13 protein-coding genes are annotated in these 17,633 nt (G+C 61.6%); 8 read left to right on the forward strand and 5 right to left on the reverse strand.

Annotation, left to right across the window (positions count from 1 at the left end):
- Window positions 1-3 precede the first annotated feature (3 nt).
- From fadA to PverR02_RS08030, 5 genes are all read left to right on the forward strand, one after another.
- Window positions 4-1,179: an acetyl-CoA C-acyltransferase FadA gene (gene fadA, locus PverR02_RS08010; protein ID WP_026140242.1), complete on the forward strand. Its 1,176-nt coding sequence runs from the start codon at window positions 4-6 to the stop codon at window positions 1,177-1,179.
- A gap of 97 nt (window positions 1,180-1,276) precedes the next feature.
- The gene (locus PverR02_RS08015; RefSeq protein WP_010563748.1) at window positions 1,277-1,513 is read left to right on the forward strand and encodes a DUF1653 domain-containing protein; all 237 of its coding nucleotides are present in this window, start codon (window positions 1,277-1,279) and stop codon (window positions 1,511-1,513) included.
- Window positions 1,514-1,627: 114 nt separating this feature from the next.
- The gene (gene topA, locus PverR02_RS08020; protein WP_079443076.1) at window positions 1,628-4,249 is read left to right on the forward strand and encodes a type I DNA topoisomerase; all 2,622 of its coding nucleotides are present in this window, start codon (window positions 1,628-1,630) and stop codon (window positions 4,247-4,249) included.
- A gap of 190 nt (window positions 4,250-4,439) precedes the next feature.
- Window positions 4,440-4,961 carry a DUF6586 family protein gene (locus PverR02_RS08025; protein ID WP_017848776.1) on the forward strand — a complete coding sequence of 174 codons (522 nt, stop codon included), beginning with the start codon at window positions 4,440-4,442 and terminating at the stop codon, window positions 4,959-4,961.
- A 198-nt stretch (window positions 4,962-5,159) separates the two neighbouring features.
- The gene (locus PverR02_RS08030; RefSeq protein WP_017254451.1) at window positions 5,160-5,393 is read left to right on the forward strand and encodes a hypothetical protein; all 234 of its coding nucleotides are present in this window, start codon (window positions 5,160-5,162) and stop codon (window positions 5,391-5,393) included.
- A 116-nt stretch (window positions 5,394-5,509) separates the two neighbouring features.
- On the opposite strand, the gene sulA is transcribed toward PverR02_RS08030, so the two are convergent.
- Both sulA and lexA read right to left on the reverse strand, forming a co-directional pair.
- Window positions 5,510-5,983 carry an SOS-induced cell division inhibitor SulA gene (sulA, locus tag PverR02_RS08035; RefSeq protein WP_017848777.1) on the reverse strand — a complete coding sequence of 158 codons (474 nt, stop codon included), beginning with the start codon at window positions 5,981-5,983 and terminating at the stop codon, window positions 5,510-5,512.
- A gap of 10 nt (window positions 5,984-5,993) precedes the next feature.
- Entirely contained in the window at window positions 5,994-6,602 is a 609-nt protein-coding gene (gene lexA, locus PverR02_RS08040; RefSeq protein WP_003172575.1) for a transcriptional repressor LexA, read from the reverse strand.
- Between the two features lie 263 nt (window positions 6,603-6,865).
- On the opposite strand from lexA, the gene PverR02_RS08045 reads away from it, so the two are divergent.
- Window positions 6,866-7,573 (forward strand): TetR/AcrR family transcriptional regulator, encoded by a 708-nt coding sequence (locus PverR02_RS08045; protein ID WP_046384321.1) that lies wholly within the window; start codon window positions 6,866-6,868, stop codon window positions 7,571-7,573.
- Window positions 7,574-7,716: 143 nt separating this feature from the next.
- Complete coding sequence (gene nagZ / locus PverR02_RS08050) at window positions 7,717-8,727, forward strand: beta-N-acetylhexosaminidase (RefSeq protein ID WP_046384320.1); 1,011 nt, start codon at window positions 7,717-7,719, stop codon at window positions 8,725-8,727.
- Between the two features lie 111 nt (window positions 8,728-8,838).
- Here nagZ and PverR02_RS08055 read toward each other — a convergent pair whose 3' ends face one another.
- Genes PverR02_RS08055 through mfd form a run of 3 tightly spaced genes read right to left on the reverse strand, consistent with a single transcriptional unit; the run spans window position 8,839 to window position 15,569 of the window.
- On the reverse strand, window positions 8,839-11,532 hold the full coding sequence (locus PverR02_RS08055) for a DEAD/DEAH box helicase (protein ID WP_046384319.1): 2,694 nt from the start codon (window positions 11,530-11,532) through the stop codon (window positions 8,839-8,841).
- A gap of 9 nt (window positions 11,533-11,541) precedes the next feature.
- The gene (locus tag PverR02_RS08060; protein WP_017848781.1) at window positions 11,542-12,108 is read right to left on the reverse strand and encodes a CsiV family protein; all 567 of its coding nucleotides are present in this window, start codon (window positions 12,106-12,108) and stop codon (window positions 11,542-11,544) included.
- 11 nt (window positions 12,109-12,119) lie between these two features.
- A complete protein-coding gene (mfd, locus tag PverR02_RS08065) occupies window positions 12,120-15,569 on the reverse strand; it encodes a transcription-repair coupling factor (protein WP_026140243.1) in 3,450 nt (1,149 codons plus the stop codon).
- 340 nt (window positions 15,570-15,909) lie between these two features.
- Between mfd and PverR02_RS08070 the strand changes: the two genes are divergently transcribed.
- On the forward strand, window positions 15,910-17,373 hold the full coding sequence (locus tag PverR02_RS08070; RefSeq protein ID WP_046384318.1) for a glyceraldehyde-3-phosphate dehydrogenase: 1,464 nt from the start codon (window positions 15,910-15,912) through the stop codon (window positions 17,371-17,373).
- The last annotated feature ends 260 nt before the right edge of the window (window positions 17,374-17,633 follow it).

Below are 17,633 nucleotides of genomic sequence, written 5' to 3' on the forward strand. Positions count from 1 at the left end.
TTAATGAGCTTGAATCCAAGAGACGTCGTGATTGTCGACTTCGGTCGCACGCCGATGGGCCGCTCCAAGGGCGGCATGCACCGCAACACCCGCGCCGAAGACATGTCGGCGCACCTGATCAGCAAATTGCTGGAGCGTAACGTCAAGGTCGACCCGAACGAAGTCGAAGACGTGATCTGGGGCTGTGTCAACCAGACCCTGGAGCAGGGCTGGAACATCGCCCGCATGGCCTCCTTGCTGACCCAGATCCCGCACACCGCGGCCGCCCAGACGGTCAGCCGCCTGTGTGGTTCGTCGATGAGCGCATTGCACACGGCCGCCCAGGCGATCATGACCGGCAACGGTGATGTATTCGTGGTCGGTGGCGTGGAGCACATGGGCCACGTCAGCATGATGCACGGTGTCGATCCCAACCCGCACATGTCACTGCACGCGGCAAAAGCCTCGGGCATGATGGGCCTCACCGCGGAAATGCTCGGCAAGATGCACGGCATTACCCGCGAAGCCCAGGATGCGTTCGGCCTGCGTTCCCACCAACTCGCCCACAAGGCGACCGTGGAAGGCAAGTTCAAGGATGAAATCATCCCGATGAACGGCTACGACGAGAACGGTTTCCTGAAACTGTTCGACTACGACGAAACCATTCGTCCGGATACCACCCTGGAAAGCCTGGCCGCCTTGAAACCGGCGTTCAATCCAAAGGGCGGCACCGTGACAGCCGGCACTTCGTCGCAAATCACCGACGGCGCCTCGTGCATGATCGTGATGTCGGCGCAGCGTGCCAAGGACCTGGGTATCCAGCCGATGGCGGTGATTCGTTCGATGGCCGTAGCGGGTGTGGACCCGGCGATCATGGGCTATGGTCCGGTACCGGCGACACAAAAAGCCTTGAAGCGCGCGGGCCTGACCGTCGCCGATATCGACTTCTTCGAGCTCAACGAAGCCTTCGCCGCACAGGCCCTGCCGGTGCTGAAAGATTTGAAAGTACTCGACAAGATGAACGAGAAGGTTAACCTGCACGGCGGCGCGATCGCCCTGGGCCACCCGTTCGGTTGCTCCGGCGCGCGAATCTCCGGCACTTTGCTCAATGTGATGAAGCAAAATGGCGGCAACCTCGGGGTTGCAACCATGTGCATTGGTCTCGGCCAAGGCATTTCCACCGTCTTCGAACGCCTTTAAGCGTTGGGTTGACGGAAGCCGGGGCCCAGTGCCCCGGTTTTTGTTTTTCGGTAGTTTTATTATTTTTTTTTAACAAATTTTGTAAGGTGGCCAGAGCATGAAAGTCGAACCAGGGCTCTACCAACATTATAAAGGTCCGCAGTACCGCGTTTTTAATGTGGCGCGGCACTCCGAGACCGAAGAAGAAGTGGTGTTCTACCAAGCACTGTATGGCGATTACGGCTTTTGGGTGCGCCCGTTGAGCATGTTCCTCGAGTCCGTCGAAGTTGACGGCGAACAGGTCCCACGCTTTGCTTTGGTGCAGGCCGAACCCAGTCTTTTTTCAGGGCAATAACGGCAGGCTGCGCAGAATGCTGCGCTTGACCTCACCCGGTTGCCACTATATATAGCGTTGCCGCGTCAGGCGCCAACTGCCTTTCACTTCTCGAATTCAGGAATTTTCCGATCCATGGGCAAATCGCTGGTCATTGTGGAATCCCCGGCTAAGGCCAAGACCATCAACAAGTACTTGGGCAACGAGTACGTGGTGAAGTCGAGTATCGGCCATATCCGAGACCTGCCCACCAGCGGTTCGGCTAGCGCCAGCAAGGAGCCTGCCGCCAAGCGCGGCAAGGCGGCTGCGGGCGAAGGTCCGGTGCTCACGCCTAAAGAGAAAGCGCGCAAGCAGCTGGTCTCGCGCATGGGTGTGGACCCGGAACATGGCTGGAAGGCCAAGTACGAAATCCTTCCGGGCAAGGAAAAGGTCATCGAAGAGCTGCGCCGGCTCGCCAAAGATGCCGACACCATCTATCTCGCAACGGACTTGGACCGCGAAGGGGAAGCCATTGCCTGGCACCTGCGGGAAGCCATCGGCGGTGATGACAGCCGCTACAAGCGTGTGGTGTTCAACGAAATCACCAAGAAAGCCATCCAGGAAGCCTTCTCCAAGCCGGGCGAACTGGATATCGACCGCGTCAACGCCCAGCAGGCCCGTCGTTTCCTCGACCGTGTCGTGGGTTACATGGTCTCGCCACTGCTGTGGGCCAAGATTGCCCGTGGCCTGTCCGCCGGCCGTGTGCAATCGGTAGCGGTCAAGCTGGTGGTAGAGCGTGAGCGCGAGATTCGTGCGTTCAACCCTGAAGAATACTGGGAAGTCCACGCCGACCTCGGCACCGCCAAGGGCGCCAACGTGCGCTTTGAAGTGGCCCGTGAAAAAGGCGAGGCCTTCAAGCCGCTGAACGAAACCCAGGCCATGGCTGCGCTGGAGAAGCTCAAGTCTTCCAGCTACAGCATCGTCAAGCGCGAAGACAAACCGACCAGCAGCAAGCCGTCGGCGCCGTTCATCACGTCCACCCTGCAACAGGCCGCCAGTAACCGCCTGGGCTTTGGCGTGAAGAAAACCATGATGATGGCCCAGCGTCTGTACGAAGCCGGCTACATCACCTATATGCGTACCGACTCCACCAACCTGTCGCAAGACGCGGTGGCGATGGCGCGCACTTATATTGAAAGCGAGTTCGGCAAGAAGTACCTGCCGGAGAAGCCGAACGTCTACAGCAGCAAAGAAGGCGCCCAGGAAGCTCACGAAGCGATTCGTCCTTCCGACGCCAACACCGAGCCGAGCAAGCTGAGCGGCATGGAACGTGACGCTGAGCGCCTCTATGAGCTGATCTGGCGCCAGTTCCTGGCCTGCCAGATGCTGCCGGCGCAATACCTGTCCACCACCGTCAGCGTGGGCGCAGGCGACTTCGAGCTGCGTGCCAAGGGCCGTATCCTCAAGTTCGACGGCTACACCCGCGTGATGCCGCAAATCGCCAAGCCAGGCGACGACGACGTACTGCCGGACATGGCCCAGGGCGACACGTTGAAGCTGATCAAGCTCGACCCGTCCCAGCACTTCACCAAGCCGCCGGCGCGTTATTCGGAAGCCAGCCTGGTGAAAGAGATGGAGAAACGCGGTATCGGTCGTCCTTCGACCTATGCGGCGATCATCTCCACGATCCAGGACCGTGGCTACGTGGCGCTGCACAACCGGCGTTTCTATTCGGAAAAAATGGGCGACATCGTCACCGAGCGTCTGTCCGAGAGTTTCTCCAACCTGATGGACTACGGCTTCACCGCCGGCATGGAAGAGAACCTCGATGACGTGGCCCAGGGCGAGCGCGACTGGAAGAGCGTGCTCGACGAGTTCTACGGCGACTTCAAGAAAAAACTCGAAGTGGCCGAAAGCCCGGACAGCGGCATGCGTGCCAACCAGCCGGTGATGACCGACATCCCGTGCCTGACCTGCGGCCGGCCGATGCAGATTCGTACCGCGTCCACCGGCGTGTTCCTCGGTTGCTCGGGCTACAGCCTGCCGCCGAAAGAGCGCTGCAAGGCCACCGTCAACCTGGTGCCGGGCGATGAAATCGCCGCCGACGACGAGGGTGAATCCGAATCGCTGGTGCTGCGTGGCAAGCACCGTTGCCCGATCTGCAGCACGGCGATGGATGCCTACCTGTTGGACGAGAAGCACAAGTTGCACATCTGCGGTAACAACCCGGATTGCGACGGCTACGAGATCGAAGAGGGCAGCTACCGCATCAAGGGCTACGAAGGCCCGAGCCTGGAATGCGACAAGTGCGGCAGCGAGATGCAACTCAAGACCGGCCGTTTCGGCAAGTTCTTCGGTTGCACCAACCCGACGTGCAAGAACACCCGCAAACTGCTGAAAAGCGGTGACGCGGCGCCGCCGAAGATGGACCCGGTGAAGATGCCCGAACTCAAGTGCGAGAAGGTCAACGACACCTATATCCTGCGTGATGGCGCTTCGGGGCTGTTCCTGGCTGCCAGCCAGTTCCCGAAAAACCGCGAGACCCGTGCGCCGCTGGTGCTCGAGATCGTGCCGCACAAGGATGAGATCGATCCGAAGTACCACTTCCTGTGCGAAGCGCCGAAGAAGGACCCGGACGGTCGCCCGGCCGTGATCCGCTACAGCCGCAAGACCAAGGAACAGTACGTGCAGTCCGAAGTGGACGGTAAGCCGACCGGTTGGAAGGCGTTCTACGACGGCGGCAAGTGGAAGGTCGAGGACAAGCGCCAGGGCGCTTGATCGGTTAATCTGATAACGCTAAAAGCCGTCTGCATAGACGGCTTTTGCTTGCTGTAGGAGCGAGCTTGCTCGCGAAGGTCGCTAACGATTACACGAAAAACCTGATGCCCTACGACGCCCCCAGGTTTTTCGCGAGCAAGCTCGCTCCTACATACCAGCATTACGCCTATTCGTTGTGGAGATTGCCGTCATGGCCAACGAACTCTATACCCGTACCAACCAGAAAATTTACTTCGCGGGTTTGTCCCTGGAAGCCCTTGGCCGTGCCGAGGAAGGGAAGGAGATGAACGCCATCGCGCTGGTCCAGGCGGGGCGTGAGGCGGCCCTGTTCCACCTGTACGGCGCCTTGCTGGGGCTGTGTCATGAAATCGCCGGGTTCTACCGTTTGCCCCAGGCCGGTTCGCCGCGTGCGGAAATGATCATGAATCGCGAAGTGCTGGACGCCATGGCGATCCCTGAACTCGCCGAATTGGTGGAAATGGCGCAAAGCCCCGACAGTTGGGTGGCACGCCTGCTCAAAGCGCATGCCGATATGTTCCAGCCGCCACGTGTTCCCCATGTGCCCAAGGGCGATGTGACACAGCCGTTGATCGTGGCGCTGTCGCTGGAAGAGGATGAACCGAAGCCGTTGAGCCGCGAAGAGCTCGAAGGTTGGCGCCAGGAGCTGAAAAACATGGCGCTGCGGTTTCGCGAAGGTTTGAACGAGTGCTGAGACACGCTCGTTGAGCCGGTGATCATTGCGAGCTGACAGCCAAGGCACCTGCGCAGATGGGTGCCAATCAAAATTGTGGCAGTGGGCTTGCTTTCACTAAGCACCATTCATCCAGCCGTAAAGAAACCTCGCCAGATCCACTGCGAGGCCCGGCAGATGACTGATATAATCCCGGCCTTTCGTGGAGAACAGACTTTTATGCCAACGTCCTTTCTGGAAATTGTTGAATTGCCTGACGGCCGAATCGAGCTGCGCCGGGCTGAGGACGAGGGTTCTCTGGTTATCTTGGACTTTTCCGAAGACGCCAAGGCGTTCCTGCAAGGCCAGCACGTGGAAGTGGCAAAAGCCATGTTGAGCGTTGGCGTACAGATGGCAGGCCGCCTGGCGGAAGGCGAACCGGAGAAAGAAGACGGTCCACGGGTTCTGCACTGAGTGTGGCGTGGGAGCTTGCTCCCGCTGGGGCGCTAAGCGGCCCTGAACATGCGATTGCTGCACAGTCCAATGGGAGCAAGCTCCCTTGCCACAGGGCTAGCCTGCGGCACCTCGAATTACCCCAAACGAATATTCAAGCTCTGCGCATCGCCGGTACGCGCAGCGCTGATCAACTGTTGCTTGGCGTTGGCATTCAGCGGGTTCAACCAGCTCACCACTGTATGGCTGCGGCCCAGGCGCAGGGCTTCGCAGGTCAACTGCTGGGCACTTTGCGCGCCGCGTGGTTGCAGCAACAGGATGCGTTCGCGGTTGAGACCGGCGTCCCGCAGCCAAGCCTGGGTCAGGCTGGCGGGTGGGGCGATCAGCGTCAACCAGCGTGCATCCTGTTCCTCGCTCAGTTCGCGCAGGATCGGCGCCAGCAGGCTCAGGCAGCTCCCGGCCGCACCGCGCAACGACAGTTCACTGAACGCCTCAGGCTCGGCGCACCAGGGCGCCTCGACCGTTTCCTTGAGGATGGGCGCAAGGGGTTGGGCCATGAAGGCCTCGAACAGCGACAGTTGTGTGTGTTGTGGGGTGTGCACGAGCTGCATGATGCCTCCTTTAGCGGCGAATGACGCCGACGCTCAGGCCTTCGATCACCAGGTCCTGGTCTTTCAGGTTGACTTCGATCGGGGCGAACTCAGGGTTCTCGGCCAGGAGCCAGACCTTGCTGCCTTCGCGCTTGAAGCGTTTGACGGTGACTTCATCGCCGATGCGGGCGACGACGATCTGGCCGTTACGGGCTTCACGAGTGGTGTGGACGGCCAGCAGGTCACCGTCGAAAATGCCCACGTCCTTCATGCTCATGCCATGCACCCGCAACAGGTAATCGGCGCGAGGGTGGAAGAAGGTCGGGTTGATGTTGCAGGATTCCTCGACGTGCTGTTGCGCCAGGATCGGCGCGCCGGCAGCGACGCGGCCGATGATCGGCAGGGTCGATTCGTCGGCCTTGGCTTCGAAACCGGGGATGCGAATGCCCCGCGAAGCGCCCGGGGTCATCTCGATCGCGCCTTTGCGAGCGAGGGCCTTGAGGTGTTCTTCGGCGGCGTTGGGGGATTTGAACCCCAGCTCCAGCGCAATTTCCGCGCGCGTCGGCGGGTAGCCGTTGTCGTCGAGGCAGCGCTTGATAAAAGCCAGAATCTCAGCTTGGCGTGGCGTCAGTTTTAGCATGTTGATCGCTCTGTCTTTTTATACAGTGACTGGGATTATATACAGTGGACTGCGCTTGGCAATCATCCTTTTTTGCGCGTCCGCTGGACGGTCATTCGTCAGCCCTCCTACAACGCAAAGACAGCGCTGCCTACAGAGTTGAAAGGATGTGATTAAATAGCGTTCAAATAGATGACTGCCTGGCCGGAAAGCGAACCCACAGGCTTGACAAGACACAAGCTGAAACGTATGTTTCAAACAAGTGTTTGTCAGGCGGAGTAGCCATGGCCCAGTCGGAAACCGTTGAACGCATTCTCGATGCTGCCGAGCAATTGTTCGCGGAAAAAGGATTTGCTGAAACCTCATTGCGGCTGATCACCAGCAAGGCCGGGGTCAACCTCGCCGCCGTGAACTACCATTTCGGCTCGAAAAAAGCCCTGATCCAGGCGGTGTTCTCGCGTTTCCTGGGGCCGTTCTGCGCCAGTCTCGACCGTGAGCTCGAACGCCGCCAGGCCAAGGCCGACCATAAGCCAAGCCTGGAAGAACTGCTGGAAATCCTCGTTGAGCAAGCGCTGGTGGTGCAGCCACGCAGCGGCAACGACCTGTCGATCTTCATGCGCCTGTTGGGCCTGGCGTTCAGCCAGAGCCAGGGCCACCTGCGCCGCTACCTGGAAGACATGTACGGCAAGGTGTTCCGCCGCTATATGTTGCTGGTCAACGAAGCGGCCCCGCGCATCCCGCCGATCGAATTGTTCTGGCGCGTACACTTCATGCTTGGCGCTGCGGCATTCAGCATGTCCGGGATCAAGGCCTTGCGGGCGATTGCCGAGACCGACTTTGGCGTCAACACCTCCATCGAGCAGGTGATGCGCCTGATGGTGCCGTTCCTCGCTGCCGGCATGCGCGCCGAAACCGGCGTGACCGACCAGACCATGGCTGCCGCGCAATTGCGTCCGCGCAGCAAATCGACGCCAATCCCCGCGAAGGTTTGACCGCCCCGGGTGTGCGCGGCCGCCAGCATCCGCTAAGCTAGCCGCCCATGCCGAATTCAGCTATTTACTCGCAACCCATTGTTCTTGCCGCGCCCGCCGCGCCGCGAGGGCAATGGGTTGTGTGCGTTATTTAAGGAAGGTTTATGACTGCTGCCCTGCAAGGTTCTTTGATGGTCGACGTTGCCGGTACCTGGCTGACGGCCGAGGATCGCCACCTGTTGCGCCAGCCTGAGGTGGGCGGCCTGATCATTTTTGCGCGCAATATCGAGCATCCGCGCCAGGTGCGGGAATTGAGTGCGGCGATTCGTGCCGTGCGCCCGGACCTGCTGCTGGCGGTCGACCAGGAGGGCGGTCGCGTGCAGCGCCTGCGCCAGGGTTTTGTGCGCCTGCCGGCCATGCGCGCGCTGGCGGATCACCCTAACGCCGAATACCTCGCCGAACAGTGTGGCTGGATCATGGCCACTGAAGTCCTGGCCGTCGGCCTGGACCTGAGCTTCGCCCCCGTGCTGGACCTGGACTACCAGCGCAGCGCCGTGGTCGGCAGCCGTTCCTTCGAGGGCAACCCCGAGCGCGCCGCGGTGCTTGCCGGGGCGTTTATCCGCGGCATGAACAGCGCCGGCATGGCCGCCACCGGCAAGCACTTCCCGGGGCACGGGTGGGCTGAGGCCGATTCCCACGTTGCGATTCCCAATGACGAACGCAGCCTGGAACAGATTCGCGCCAATGACCTGGTACCTTTCGCACGCCTGAGCCGGCAATTGGCTGCGGTGATGCCAGCCCACGTCATTTACCCGCAAGTCGACGCCCAGCCGGCCGGTTTCTCGCGCCGCTGGTTGCAGGACATCCTGCGCGGCGAATTGCAATTTGACGGGGTGATTTTCAGCGACGACCTGTCCATGGCTGGCGCCCACGTGGTTGGGGATGCGGCCAGCCGAATTGAAGCCGCACTGACGGCGGGGTGCGACATGGGCCTGGTGTGCAACGATCGGGCGGCTGCCGAATTGGCGCTGAGCGCGGCCCAGCGGATGAAGGTCACGCCATCGGCGCGGATCGCACGGATGCGTGGGCAGGCGGTTGCGTCGACGGAGTATAAGCAAGACCCGCGTTGGCTGGTGGCGCTCGGCGCGTTGCGGGATGCGCAGTTGATCGATTGAAACGGCGGCGCGCCTATCGCGGGCAAGCCCGCTCCTACACTTGATTGCGTACATTCTGTCGAAGTGCGGTCGAATGTGGCGGCGCGCTGGCCCGTGAGGGCGATCTAACCGTCAGCGTTTTTCTTGTTTGTTGGGCAGCGGCGCAAACAGCGCCTCGATCTCTTCGTTGCCCAACTGCCAATCCCCGGTGGTCCGCCCGTCCAGCACGCCCGCTGCAAGGTCGGACTTTTCCTTCTGCAGGTGCTGGATTTTCTCCTCCACCGTGCCCCGTGCAATCATCTTGTAGACGAACACCGGTTTCTCCTGGCCGATGCGATACGCACGGTCGGTGGCCTGGTTTTCCGTGGCCGGGTTCCACCACGGGTCATAGTGGATCACAGTGTCGGCTTCGGTCAGGTTGAGTCCTACGCCACCTGCCTTCAGGCTGATCAGAAAGATCTGCAGCTTGCCGCTCTGGAAGTCTTTCACCGGCGTGCGCCGATCGCGGGTCTGGCCGGTCAGCAGCGCGTAGGCGACGCCGCGTTTTTTCAGCTCGAGTTCAATCAGGCTCAGCATCGAGGTGAACTGGGAGAACAACAGAATCCGGCGCCCTTCGGCAAACAGCTCTTCGAGCATTTCCATCAAGCTGTCGAGCTTGCCCGAGCTGCTGCCGCGCGTTGGCAGGGTGGCGTCGTTGACCAGGCGCAAATCGCAGCACACCTGGCGCAGCTTGAGCAGCGCTTCAAGAATGATGATCTGGCTGCGCGCCACGCCTTTGCGGGTGATCTCATCGCGGACTTTTTTGTCCATGGCCAGACGCATGGTTTCGTACACGTCGCGCTGGGCTTCATTGAGCTCGACCCAGTGGATGATCTCGGTTTTCGGCGGTAATTCCGTCGCCACCTGTTCCTTGGTGCGACGCAGCAGGAACGGTTTGATCCGACCGTTCAGGTGCTGCAATCGCACATCGCTGGCGCGTTTTTCAATCGGCACGCGGTAGTCGCGGTTGAAGCTTTTCACGTCGCCCAACCAGCCCGGCAACAGGAAGTGGAACAGCGACCACAGCTCGCCCAGGTGGTTTTCCAGCGGGGTGCCGCTCAGGCACAGGCGCTGCCGTGCGTTCAGCTCACGCGCCGCCTGGGCCGCCTTGCTCGAAGGGTTCTTGATGTACTGCGCTTCGTCGAGGATCAGCACATGCAAGGGCAGGGCGGCGAGTTGCTCGATGTCTTTGGGCAGCAACGCATACGTGGTCAGCAGCAGGTCGTAGTCCTGCAGGTTTGCGAAGTGCTTTTTGCGGGTGGCGCCATACAGCGCCAGGACCTTGAGTTGCGGCGTGAAGTGCGCGGCCTCGTCGAGCCAGTTGGGGATCAGGCTGGTGGGCATCACCACCATGCACGGGCGGTCCAGGCGCCCGGCGATCTTCTCGCTGAGAATATGCGCCAAGGTCTGTAAGGTTTTGCCCAGGCCCATGTCGTCCGCAAGAATGCCGCCCACCTCCAGCTGGCGCAGTGACTGCATCCAGCTCAAGCCCTCCAGCTGATAGGGGCGCAAGGTCGCGTTCAAGCCTTCGGGCGCGACGCAGGTGAAATCCTTGATGTCGCGCAGGCGCTGGGCGAAGGTGCGGATCTTCTCGCCGCCTTCCCATTGCAGCGGCAGGTCTTCCAGCGGGTTGAGGCGGATCGCGTCGGCCTTGGCCAGGCGCAGCGTGGTGGTGCCGGGTTCCTGCAGGTAGAACTCGCCGAGGGTGGCCAGGACGGGTTTCAGACGGCCGTAGGGCAGCGCCACTTGCAGCGGGCCGTGGCCACCGTTGGGCAGGCCGGGGATGTTGACCAGGATCAGTTCGTCATCGCGGCGGCGTGCGAGTTTTTCCGGGTTGAGGATTTCGGTGTGCGAACGCATCAGGTTGAGCAGGATCGGCAGCAGGCTCAGGCGTTCGCCGTTGACGATGATCCCCAGTTCCAGGTCGAACCAGTCGCGCTCCGGCCCTTCGTCGACGGTGGCATACCAGTCGTCCACCGGGCTCAGGTCGAAGCCGAAGTCGTCGTCGATCTGCAACTCCCAACCTTCGGCCCGCAGTGTCGGCGATGCGTTGAGGGTGAAGTTCAGCCAGGCGCTGTCATTGATCATCTCGAACAGTTCGCCGGCACTTTCCGGCAACGCTTTGCTCTGGCGCGTGGCGATCTTGAAACCGAGCAGGCGCAGTTGTTCGCGATAGCGCTGTTCCAGCTCGGGGTGCCGCTTGATCCGCAGGCTCTGGGTTTCCTGGCGGACGATGATGTCGGCGTTCTTTTGCCCGCTGACGTAGTTGCCCAGATAGTTGAACGACAGCGCCGCACGGTGCTGGATATAGCGCTGCATCTTGCCGTTGCGCGGCTCGAACGCGCTGAACGCGACACTGGCCAGCCACAGGCGCGGCACGGGCAGCACGTCGTCCATCACCACCTGCGGCAGCACCACGCGGTTGTCCAGCACGGCCTGGAGTTTTTCCAGCAGTTCGGCGTCCTGGGCCGCCGCCGGGTAGGCCAGGGTTTCCTGGACCTTGAGCAGCACCGCCGCGATGTGTTTGCAGTTGGTGTGTACCGGGCAGGTGCAGCGGCTGTCCACCAGGATCAGCGTGCCCTTGGCCGATTCGCGCAACGAGATGGTCTGCCGGTAGACGTTGCTGCCCGAGCCTTCGCAACTGGCGATGATGGTGCTGTCGCCCGACTCGACGATGCGTACCCGGTTCTCCAAGGCATAGCGCCGCCCGCGCTCCAGGCTTTGTTCTTTGAAGCGATTGGCCCACGAAGGGGCCAGGGGCTTGGTGAGCGGCGACGTCAGGGGCATGGTGCTGGATCAGTCCTGAAAGTCGACGGGCGGTGCGCTGGGCTGTTTGGCGGTCAACGAAGTGATCTTGATCAGCAGCGCCAGGTGGCCGCCATCCAGGTAGTTGAGCTGGTTGTTCTTGGTCCGCACGTCTTTCTGCGCCAGATGCTCGCTGGCGATGACGCTGCCGTTGCCGTCGAACTGGTTGATCCAGAAGTCCGCGTCGATATCGGTAAAGCGCCCCAGTTGCAGGCTCAGCACACCCTCGAGGGGAAACTGACCGAACTGCTCCCGGCCGTCGGTGATCGCGATTTTTACCGGCTGCTCACCGAGGTTCTGTTCCCAGGCCTTGTGCGCCAGCACCGTGTAGTTGGCGTCTGCGCGGAGTTTGTCGACGATCGTGCCCAGGCGCGCCGGGCTGCTTCTGTCGCCCAGGCGCTCGGCGCCGGCATCCCAGTCTTCCGGCGCGGCGCGGCTGTTGATCACCGGCTCCGCGTTCTGGCGCACCAGGACCATTTCCACTTGGTACAGGCTGTCGGCAAACGCCGAAGGTGCGAGTACCACTAATAACAAGCTCAGAATGCGAAACACGCGCATTGGGGCGTCCTTCAAACAGATTTCGGGATGAGGCGCTCAAACAGCGCCTCCAAGGTATTGAAGCGTTCTTCGGCACGTTCCATCGGCACCATGAACTTGAACAGCGTAGCCCCTTCGAACTTGTACCGGTTGGGCTGGCCCTGGATCAGCTTGATCAGCACCAACGGGTCCACCGGCGTCTGCGCTTCGAACTCGATGCGCCCGCCCTGCGGCCCGGCATCGACCTTCTTGATCCCCAGTTGCTCGGCCTGCAATTTGAGCAGGGTCAGACGCACCAGGTTCTTGGTCGGTTCCGGCAACAGGCCGAAGCGATCGATCATCTCCACCTGCAGGTCCTTGAGACCTTCTTCGTCGGTGGCCGAGGCGATGCGCTTGTACAGGATCAATCGCGCGTGGACATCCGGCAGGTAGTCTTCGGGAATCAATGCCGGCAAGCGCAGGTTGATCTCCGGACCGCCGCCCAGGGGTTGGTCGAGGTTCGGTTGCTCGCCCTTGCGGATGGCTTTCACCGCGCGTTCGAGCATCTCCATATATAAGGTGAAGCCCACGGCCTGGATCTGCCCGCTCTGGCCGTCGCCGAGCAGTTCGCCGGCGCCACGGATTTCCAGGTCGTTGGTGGCCAGCACAAAGCCGGCGCCCAGGTCCTGGGTGTTGGCGATGGCTTCCAGGCGTTTTTCCGCATCGCCGGTGATTTGCTGGCGCGGTGGCGTCAGCAGGTACGCGTAGGCCTGGTGGTGACTGCGTCCGACGCGACCGCGCAGTTGATGCAGTTGTGCCAGGCCGAACTTGTCGGCGCGCTCGATGATGATGGTGTTGGCGCTCGGCACGTCGATGCCGGTCTCGATGATGGTCGAGGCGATCAGCACGTTGAAGCGCTTGTGGTAGAAGTCGCTCATCACCTGTTCGAGGTCGCGCTCGCGCATTTGCCCGTGGCCGATGGCGATGCGTGCTTCCGGCACCAGTGCGGCGAGGTCGGCGGCGCATTTCTCGATGGTTTTCACATCGTTGTGCAGGTAATACACCTGCCCGCCGCGCAGCAATTCGCGCAGCAGCGCTTCCTTGACCGTGCTGTTGTTCTGCTCCATCACGAAGGTGCGTACCGACAGGCGCCGCGCCGGTGGCGTGGCGATGATCGACAGGTCGCGCATGCCCGACACCGCCATGTTCAGCGTGCGCGGAATCGGCGTGGCGGTGAGGGTCAGAATGTCGACTTCGCTGCGCAGGGCCTTGAGCTGTTCTTTCTGACGCACCCCGAAGCGGTGTTCTTCGTCGATGATCACCAGGCCCAGGTTCTTGATCTTCACATCGTCCGACAGCAGCTTGTGGGTGCCGATCACGATGTCGATCTTGCCCTCCGCCAGGTCGGCGACGGCGGCGTTCACTTCCTTGGCGGATTTGAAACGGCTCATCACTTCCACGGTCACCGGCCAGTCGGCAAAGCGGTCGCGAAAGCTGTTGTAGTGCTGCTGGGCGAGCAGGGTAGTCGGCACCAGGATCGCCACTTGCTTGCCGCCATGCACCGCGATGAAGGCGGCGCGCATCGCCACTTCGGTCTTGCCGAAGCCCACGTCGCCGCACACCAGGCGGTCCATCGGCTTGGGCGCGAGCATGTCGGCGCGCACGGCTTCGATGGTGGTTTGCTGGTCCGGGGTTTCTTCGAAGGCGAAGCCGGCGCTGAAGGTGGCGTAGTCGGCTTTCGGGTCGGCGAACGCATAACCCTCGCGGGCGGCGCGACGGGCATAGATGTCGAGCAGCTCGGCGGCGACGTCGCGCACCTGTTCGGCGGCCTTGCGCTTGGCTTTCTGCCAGGTCTCGGAACCCAGGCGGTGCAACGGCGCCAGAGCGTCGTCGCTGCCGGTATAGCGGGCGATCAGGTGCAGGTTGGCCACCGGCACATACAGCTTGGCGCCTTCGGCGTATTCCATGGTGAGGAATTCGGCGGCCTGGTTGTCGATTTCCAGCGTTTGCAGGCCCAGGTAGCGGCCGACGCCGTGGTCGATATGCACCACCGGCGCGCCTTCGCGCAGTTCGGTGAGGTTTTTGATCACCGCGTCGTTGTTGGCGTCGGCGCGTTTTTCGCGGCGACGGCGCTGCATCACCCGTTGCCCGAACAGTGGGCTTTCGGCGATCAGCGCCAGGGCCGGATCGTCCAGCAACAGGCCTTCATCCAGCGGCGCAATGGTGATCGCCAGGCGCTCTTTGCCGGCGACGAAGTCCGGCCAGCTGTCGACGGTTTTCGGGCGCAGCTTCAGGCGTTCCAGCAGCTCCAGCAGCACTTCGCGGCGCCCGGCCGATTCGGCGGTAAACAGCACGCGCCCGGCGAAATCGCCGAGGAAGTTGGACAGCGCTTCGAGCGGCTGGCTGGCCTTGGCTTCAATCGCCAGGTTCGGCAGGTTTTGCGCGGGGAAGCGCGTGCGGCCGCTGCCTGCGTCCACATCCTCTTGGCTGGCGACCACGCGCGGCCAGTTTTTCAGGCGGGCGAAGCAGTCTTCCACCGGCAGGAACAGTTCAGCCGGCGGTAATAAAGGACGGGACGGATCGACGCGACGCTCTTCATAGCGGTTGCGCACGTCGCTCCAGAAGTTTTCCGCCGCCTGCTCGATGCCCGGCAGCGAGAACACCTGGGTGTCCTGGGGCAGGTAGTCGAACAGGGTGGAGGTTTCGTCGAAGAACAGCGGCAGGTAGTACTCGATACCGGCGGGGGTAATCCCGCTGCTCAAGTCCTGGAAGATCGGGCAGCGGCGGAAGTCGACGTCGAAGCGTTCGCGAAAGCGCGCCTTGAAGCGCGTCACCGCGTCTTTCTGCAGTGGGAATTCCCGTGCCGGCAGCAGTTTGATCGACTCGACTTTGTCGATGGAGCGCTGGTTTTCCGGATCGAAGGTGCGCAGGGTCTCGATTTCGTCATCGAACAGGTCGATGCGGTACGGCAACTTGCTGCCCATCGGGAACAGGTCGATCAGCGCTCCGCGCACCGCGAATTCGCCGTGCTCGTACACCGTGTCGACGCAGCGGTAGCCGCTGGCTTCCAGGCGTGTACGCATTTGCTCCACGTCGAGCTTCTGGCCGATATCCAGCACCAGGCTGCTGCCCAGCAGGAACTTGGTCGGCGCCAGGCGGTGCAGCGCCGTGGTGATCGGCACCACCAGCACGCCGTGGACCAGTTCCGGCAGGCGGTACAGGCTGGCGATGCGCTGGGAAATGATGTCCTGGTGCGGCGAGAACAGGTCGTAGGGCAGGGTTTCCCAGTCGGGAAAATGCAGCACCGGTAAATCGGGGGCGAAGAAGCTCAGCTCCTGCTCCAGCCGTTCGGCGCTTTGGCTGTCGGCGGTAAGCAGCAGGGTAAAGCGCTTGGCTGCGCTGGCAGCCTCGGCGATGGCCAGGCTCAGGGCGGCACCGGGCAAATTGCCCCAGTGCTGTTTACCTGCCGCGGCAGGGAGTTGCGGTAGACGCAGAACGGGCACGGAAGGTTGAGCTCCAAGCGTTGCGACAAAGTCGGTAATTGTAACGGCCCGAGGTGCCGCCTGTCAGTTGCTGACTGAGCCTATTACGGTTTGCGGGAAATGTGGTGGCTAAGACAAACAATGGCGCGTTTTGACTCAATATGTAGTGCCAAAATGCATATAGTTTTCGGAGGGTTACGGACAAGTCGTGCTGCCCGCTCCACTAGTGGCCTTCTGGAACCCGCGTATTTACTGGGCTGCAGCGAGGTGGGTTTTTTGGGTAAGCGCTTTTTGTTGTAGGACGCGCATTGCTCCGGGGGCGGCCGGGCGGCATAATGTAGCCCCTTTTTTCAGCCCCTACATGTGGAAGGTTCCCGTGACTCAGAAGCCCGACCAGTGTCTTGGTGAATGGATCGACCGTGAAGCACTCGCTGAAGCGATGATCCCGCTTATCGGTCAGCTGTACCGCAATAACAATGTGGTGAGCTCGATCTATGGCCGCAGTCTGATCAACCAGTCAGTCATCGCGATTCTCAAGGCGCATCGCTTTGCTCGCCATCGTTCGACCAACGACAGCGAACTCTCCGTCCACGAAACATTCCCTCTGCTCAAAGCCATGAGCGAGCTCAAGCTCGGCGCGGCTTCGGTAGACCTGGGCAAGTTGGCCGCCAAGTTCCGCGCTGAAGCCAACGGCCGCTCCGTCGAGCAGTTCGTGCGTGAAGAAATGGCCGACGTGGTCGGCAAGCAGAACGCCTCCGCCCGTAAAGGCACTGACGTTGTGCTCTACGGCTTCGGTCGCATCGGCCGCCTGCTGGCACGCATCCTGATCGGTAAAACCGGTGGCGGCGACGGCCTGCGCCTGCGCGCCATCGTGGTACGCAAGGGCGCCGAGAACGACCTGGCCAAGCGCGCGAGCCTCTTGCGTCGCGACTCGGTACACGGTCCGTTCAACGGCACCATCGTCATCGACGAAGAAAACAACACCATCACCGCCAACGGTAACCTGATCCAGGTGATCTACGCGAAGAACCCGACCGAGGTGGATTACACCCAGTACGGCATCAAGGACGCCCTGCTGGTGGATAACACCGGCGTATGGCGCGACGCCGAAGGCCTGGGCCAGCACCTGACCTGCCCGGGCGTTGCCCGCGTTGTCCTGACCGCGCCTGGCAAAGGCAAGCTGAAGAACATCGTTCACGGCATCAACCACACGGAAATCACCGCTGACGACAAGATCGTGTCCGCCGCTTCCTGCACCACCAACGCCATCGTGCCGGTGCTGAAGGCAGTCAATGACAAGTTCGGCATCATCAACGGCCACGTCGAAACCGTTCACTCGTACACCAACGACCAGAACCTGATCGACAACTTCCACAAGGGCAATCGCCGTGGTCGCAGCGCCGCGCTGAACATGGTGATCACCGAGACCGGTGCCGCCACCGCTGCCGCCAAGGCCCTGCCTGAGCTGGCCGGCAAGCTGACCGGTAACGCGATCCGCGTGCCGACGCCTAACGTGTCGATGGCCATTCTCAACCTGAACCTTGAGAAAGCCGCTACCCGCGACGAGATGAACGAGTACCTGCGCTACATGGCGCTGCACTCCGATCTGCATAAGCAAATCGACTTCGTCAACTCCCAGGAAGTGGTCTCCACCGACTTCGTTGGCTCGCGCCACGCCGGTGTGGTGGACGCGGAAGCGACCATTACCCAGGACAACCGTGTTGTGCTGTACGTGTGGTACGACAACGAGTTCGGCTACAGCTGCCAGGTCGTTCGTGTGATGGAAGACATGGCTGGGGTCAACCCGCCTGCATTCCCGCGCTAAGCGTTCAGGTTGAATGAAAAAGCCCCGACTGGTTCGGGGCTTTTTTCTGCCTGTGGGTTTCGGCTGTGTGGGAGGCATCGCGCGCAAGCCCGCGCCTACAGGGGCATGCATTTTTTCAGGCGATACGCCGTCAACTGTGGCCGGCCAAGGTGAGACGATCCGCCTCATTGGTGAGCGCCGGGAGTGCGAACATCAGCCATAAACAGATAACGGCATGCCGCATAATGGGCGGTCCTGCCAGGGTGTGTGCCTGCGGGTTA

Source organism: Pseudomonas veronii (genome assembly GCF_002028325.1).
Classification (GTDB): Bacteria; Pseudomonadota; Gammaproteobacteria; order Pseudomonadales; family Pseudomonadaceae; genus Aquipseudomonas; species Aquipseudomonas veronii.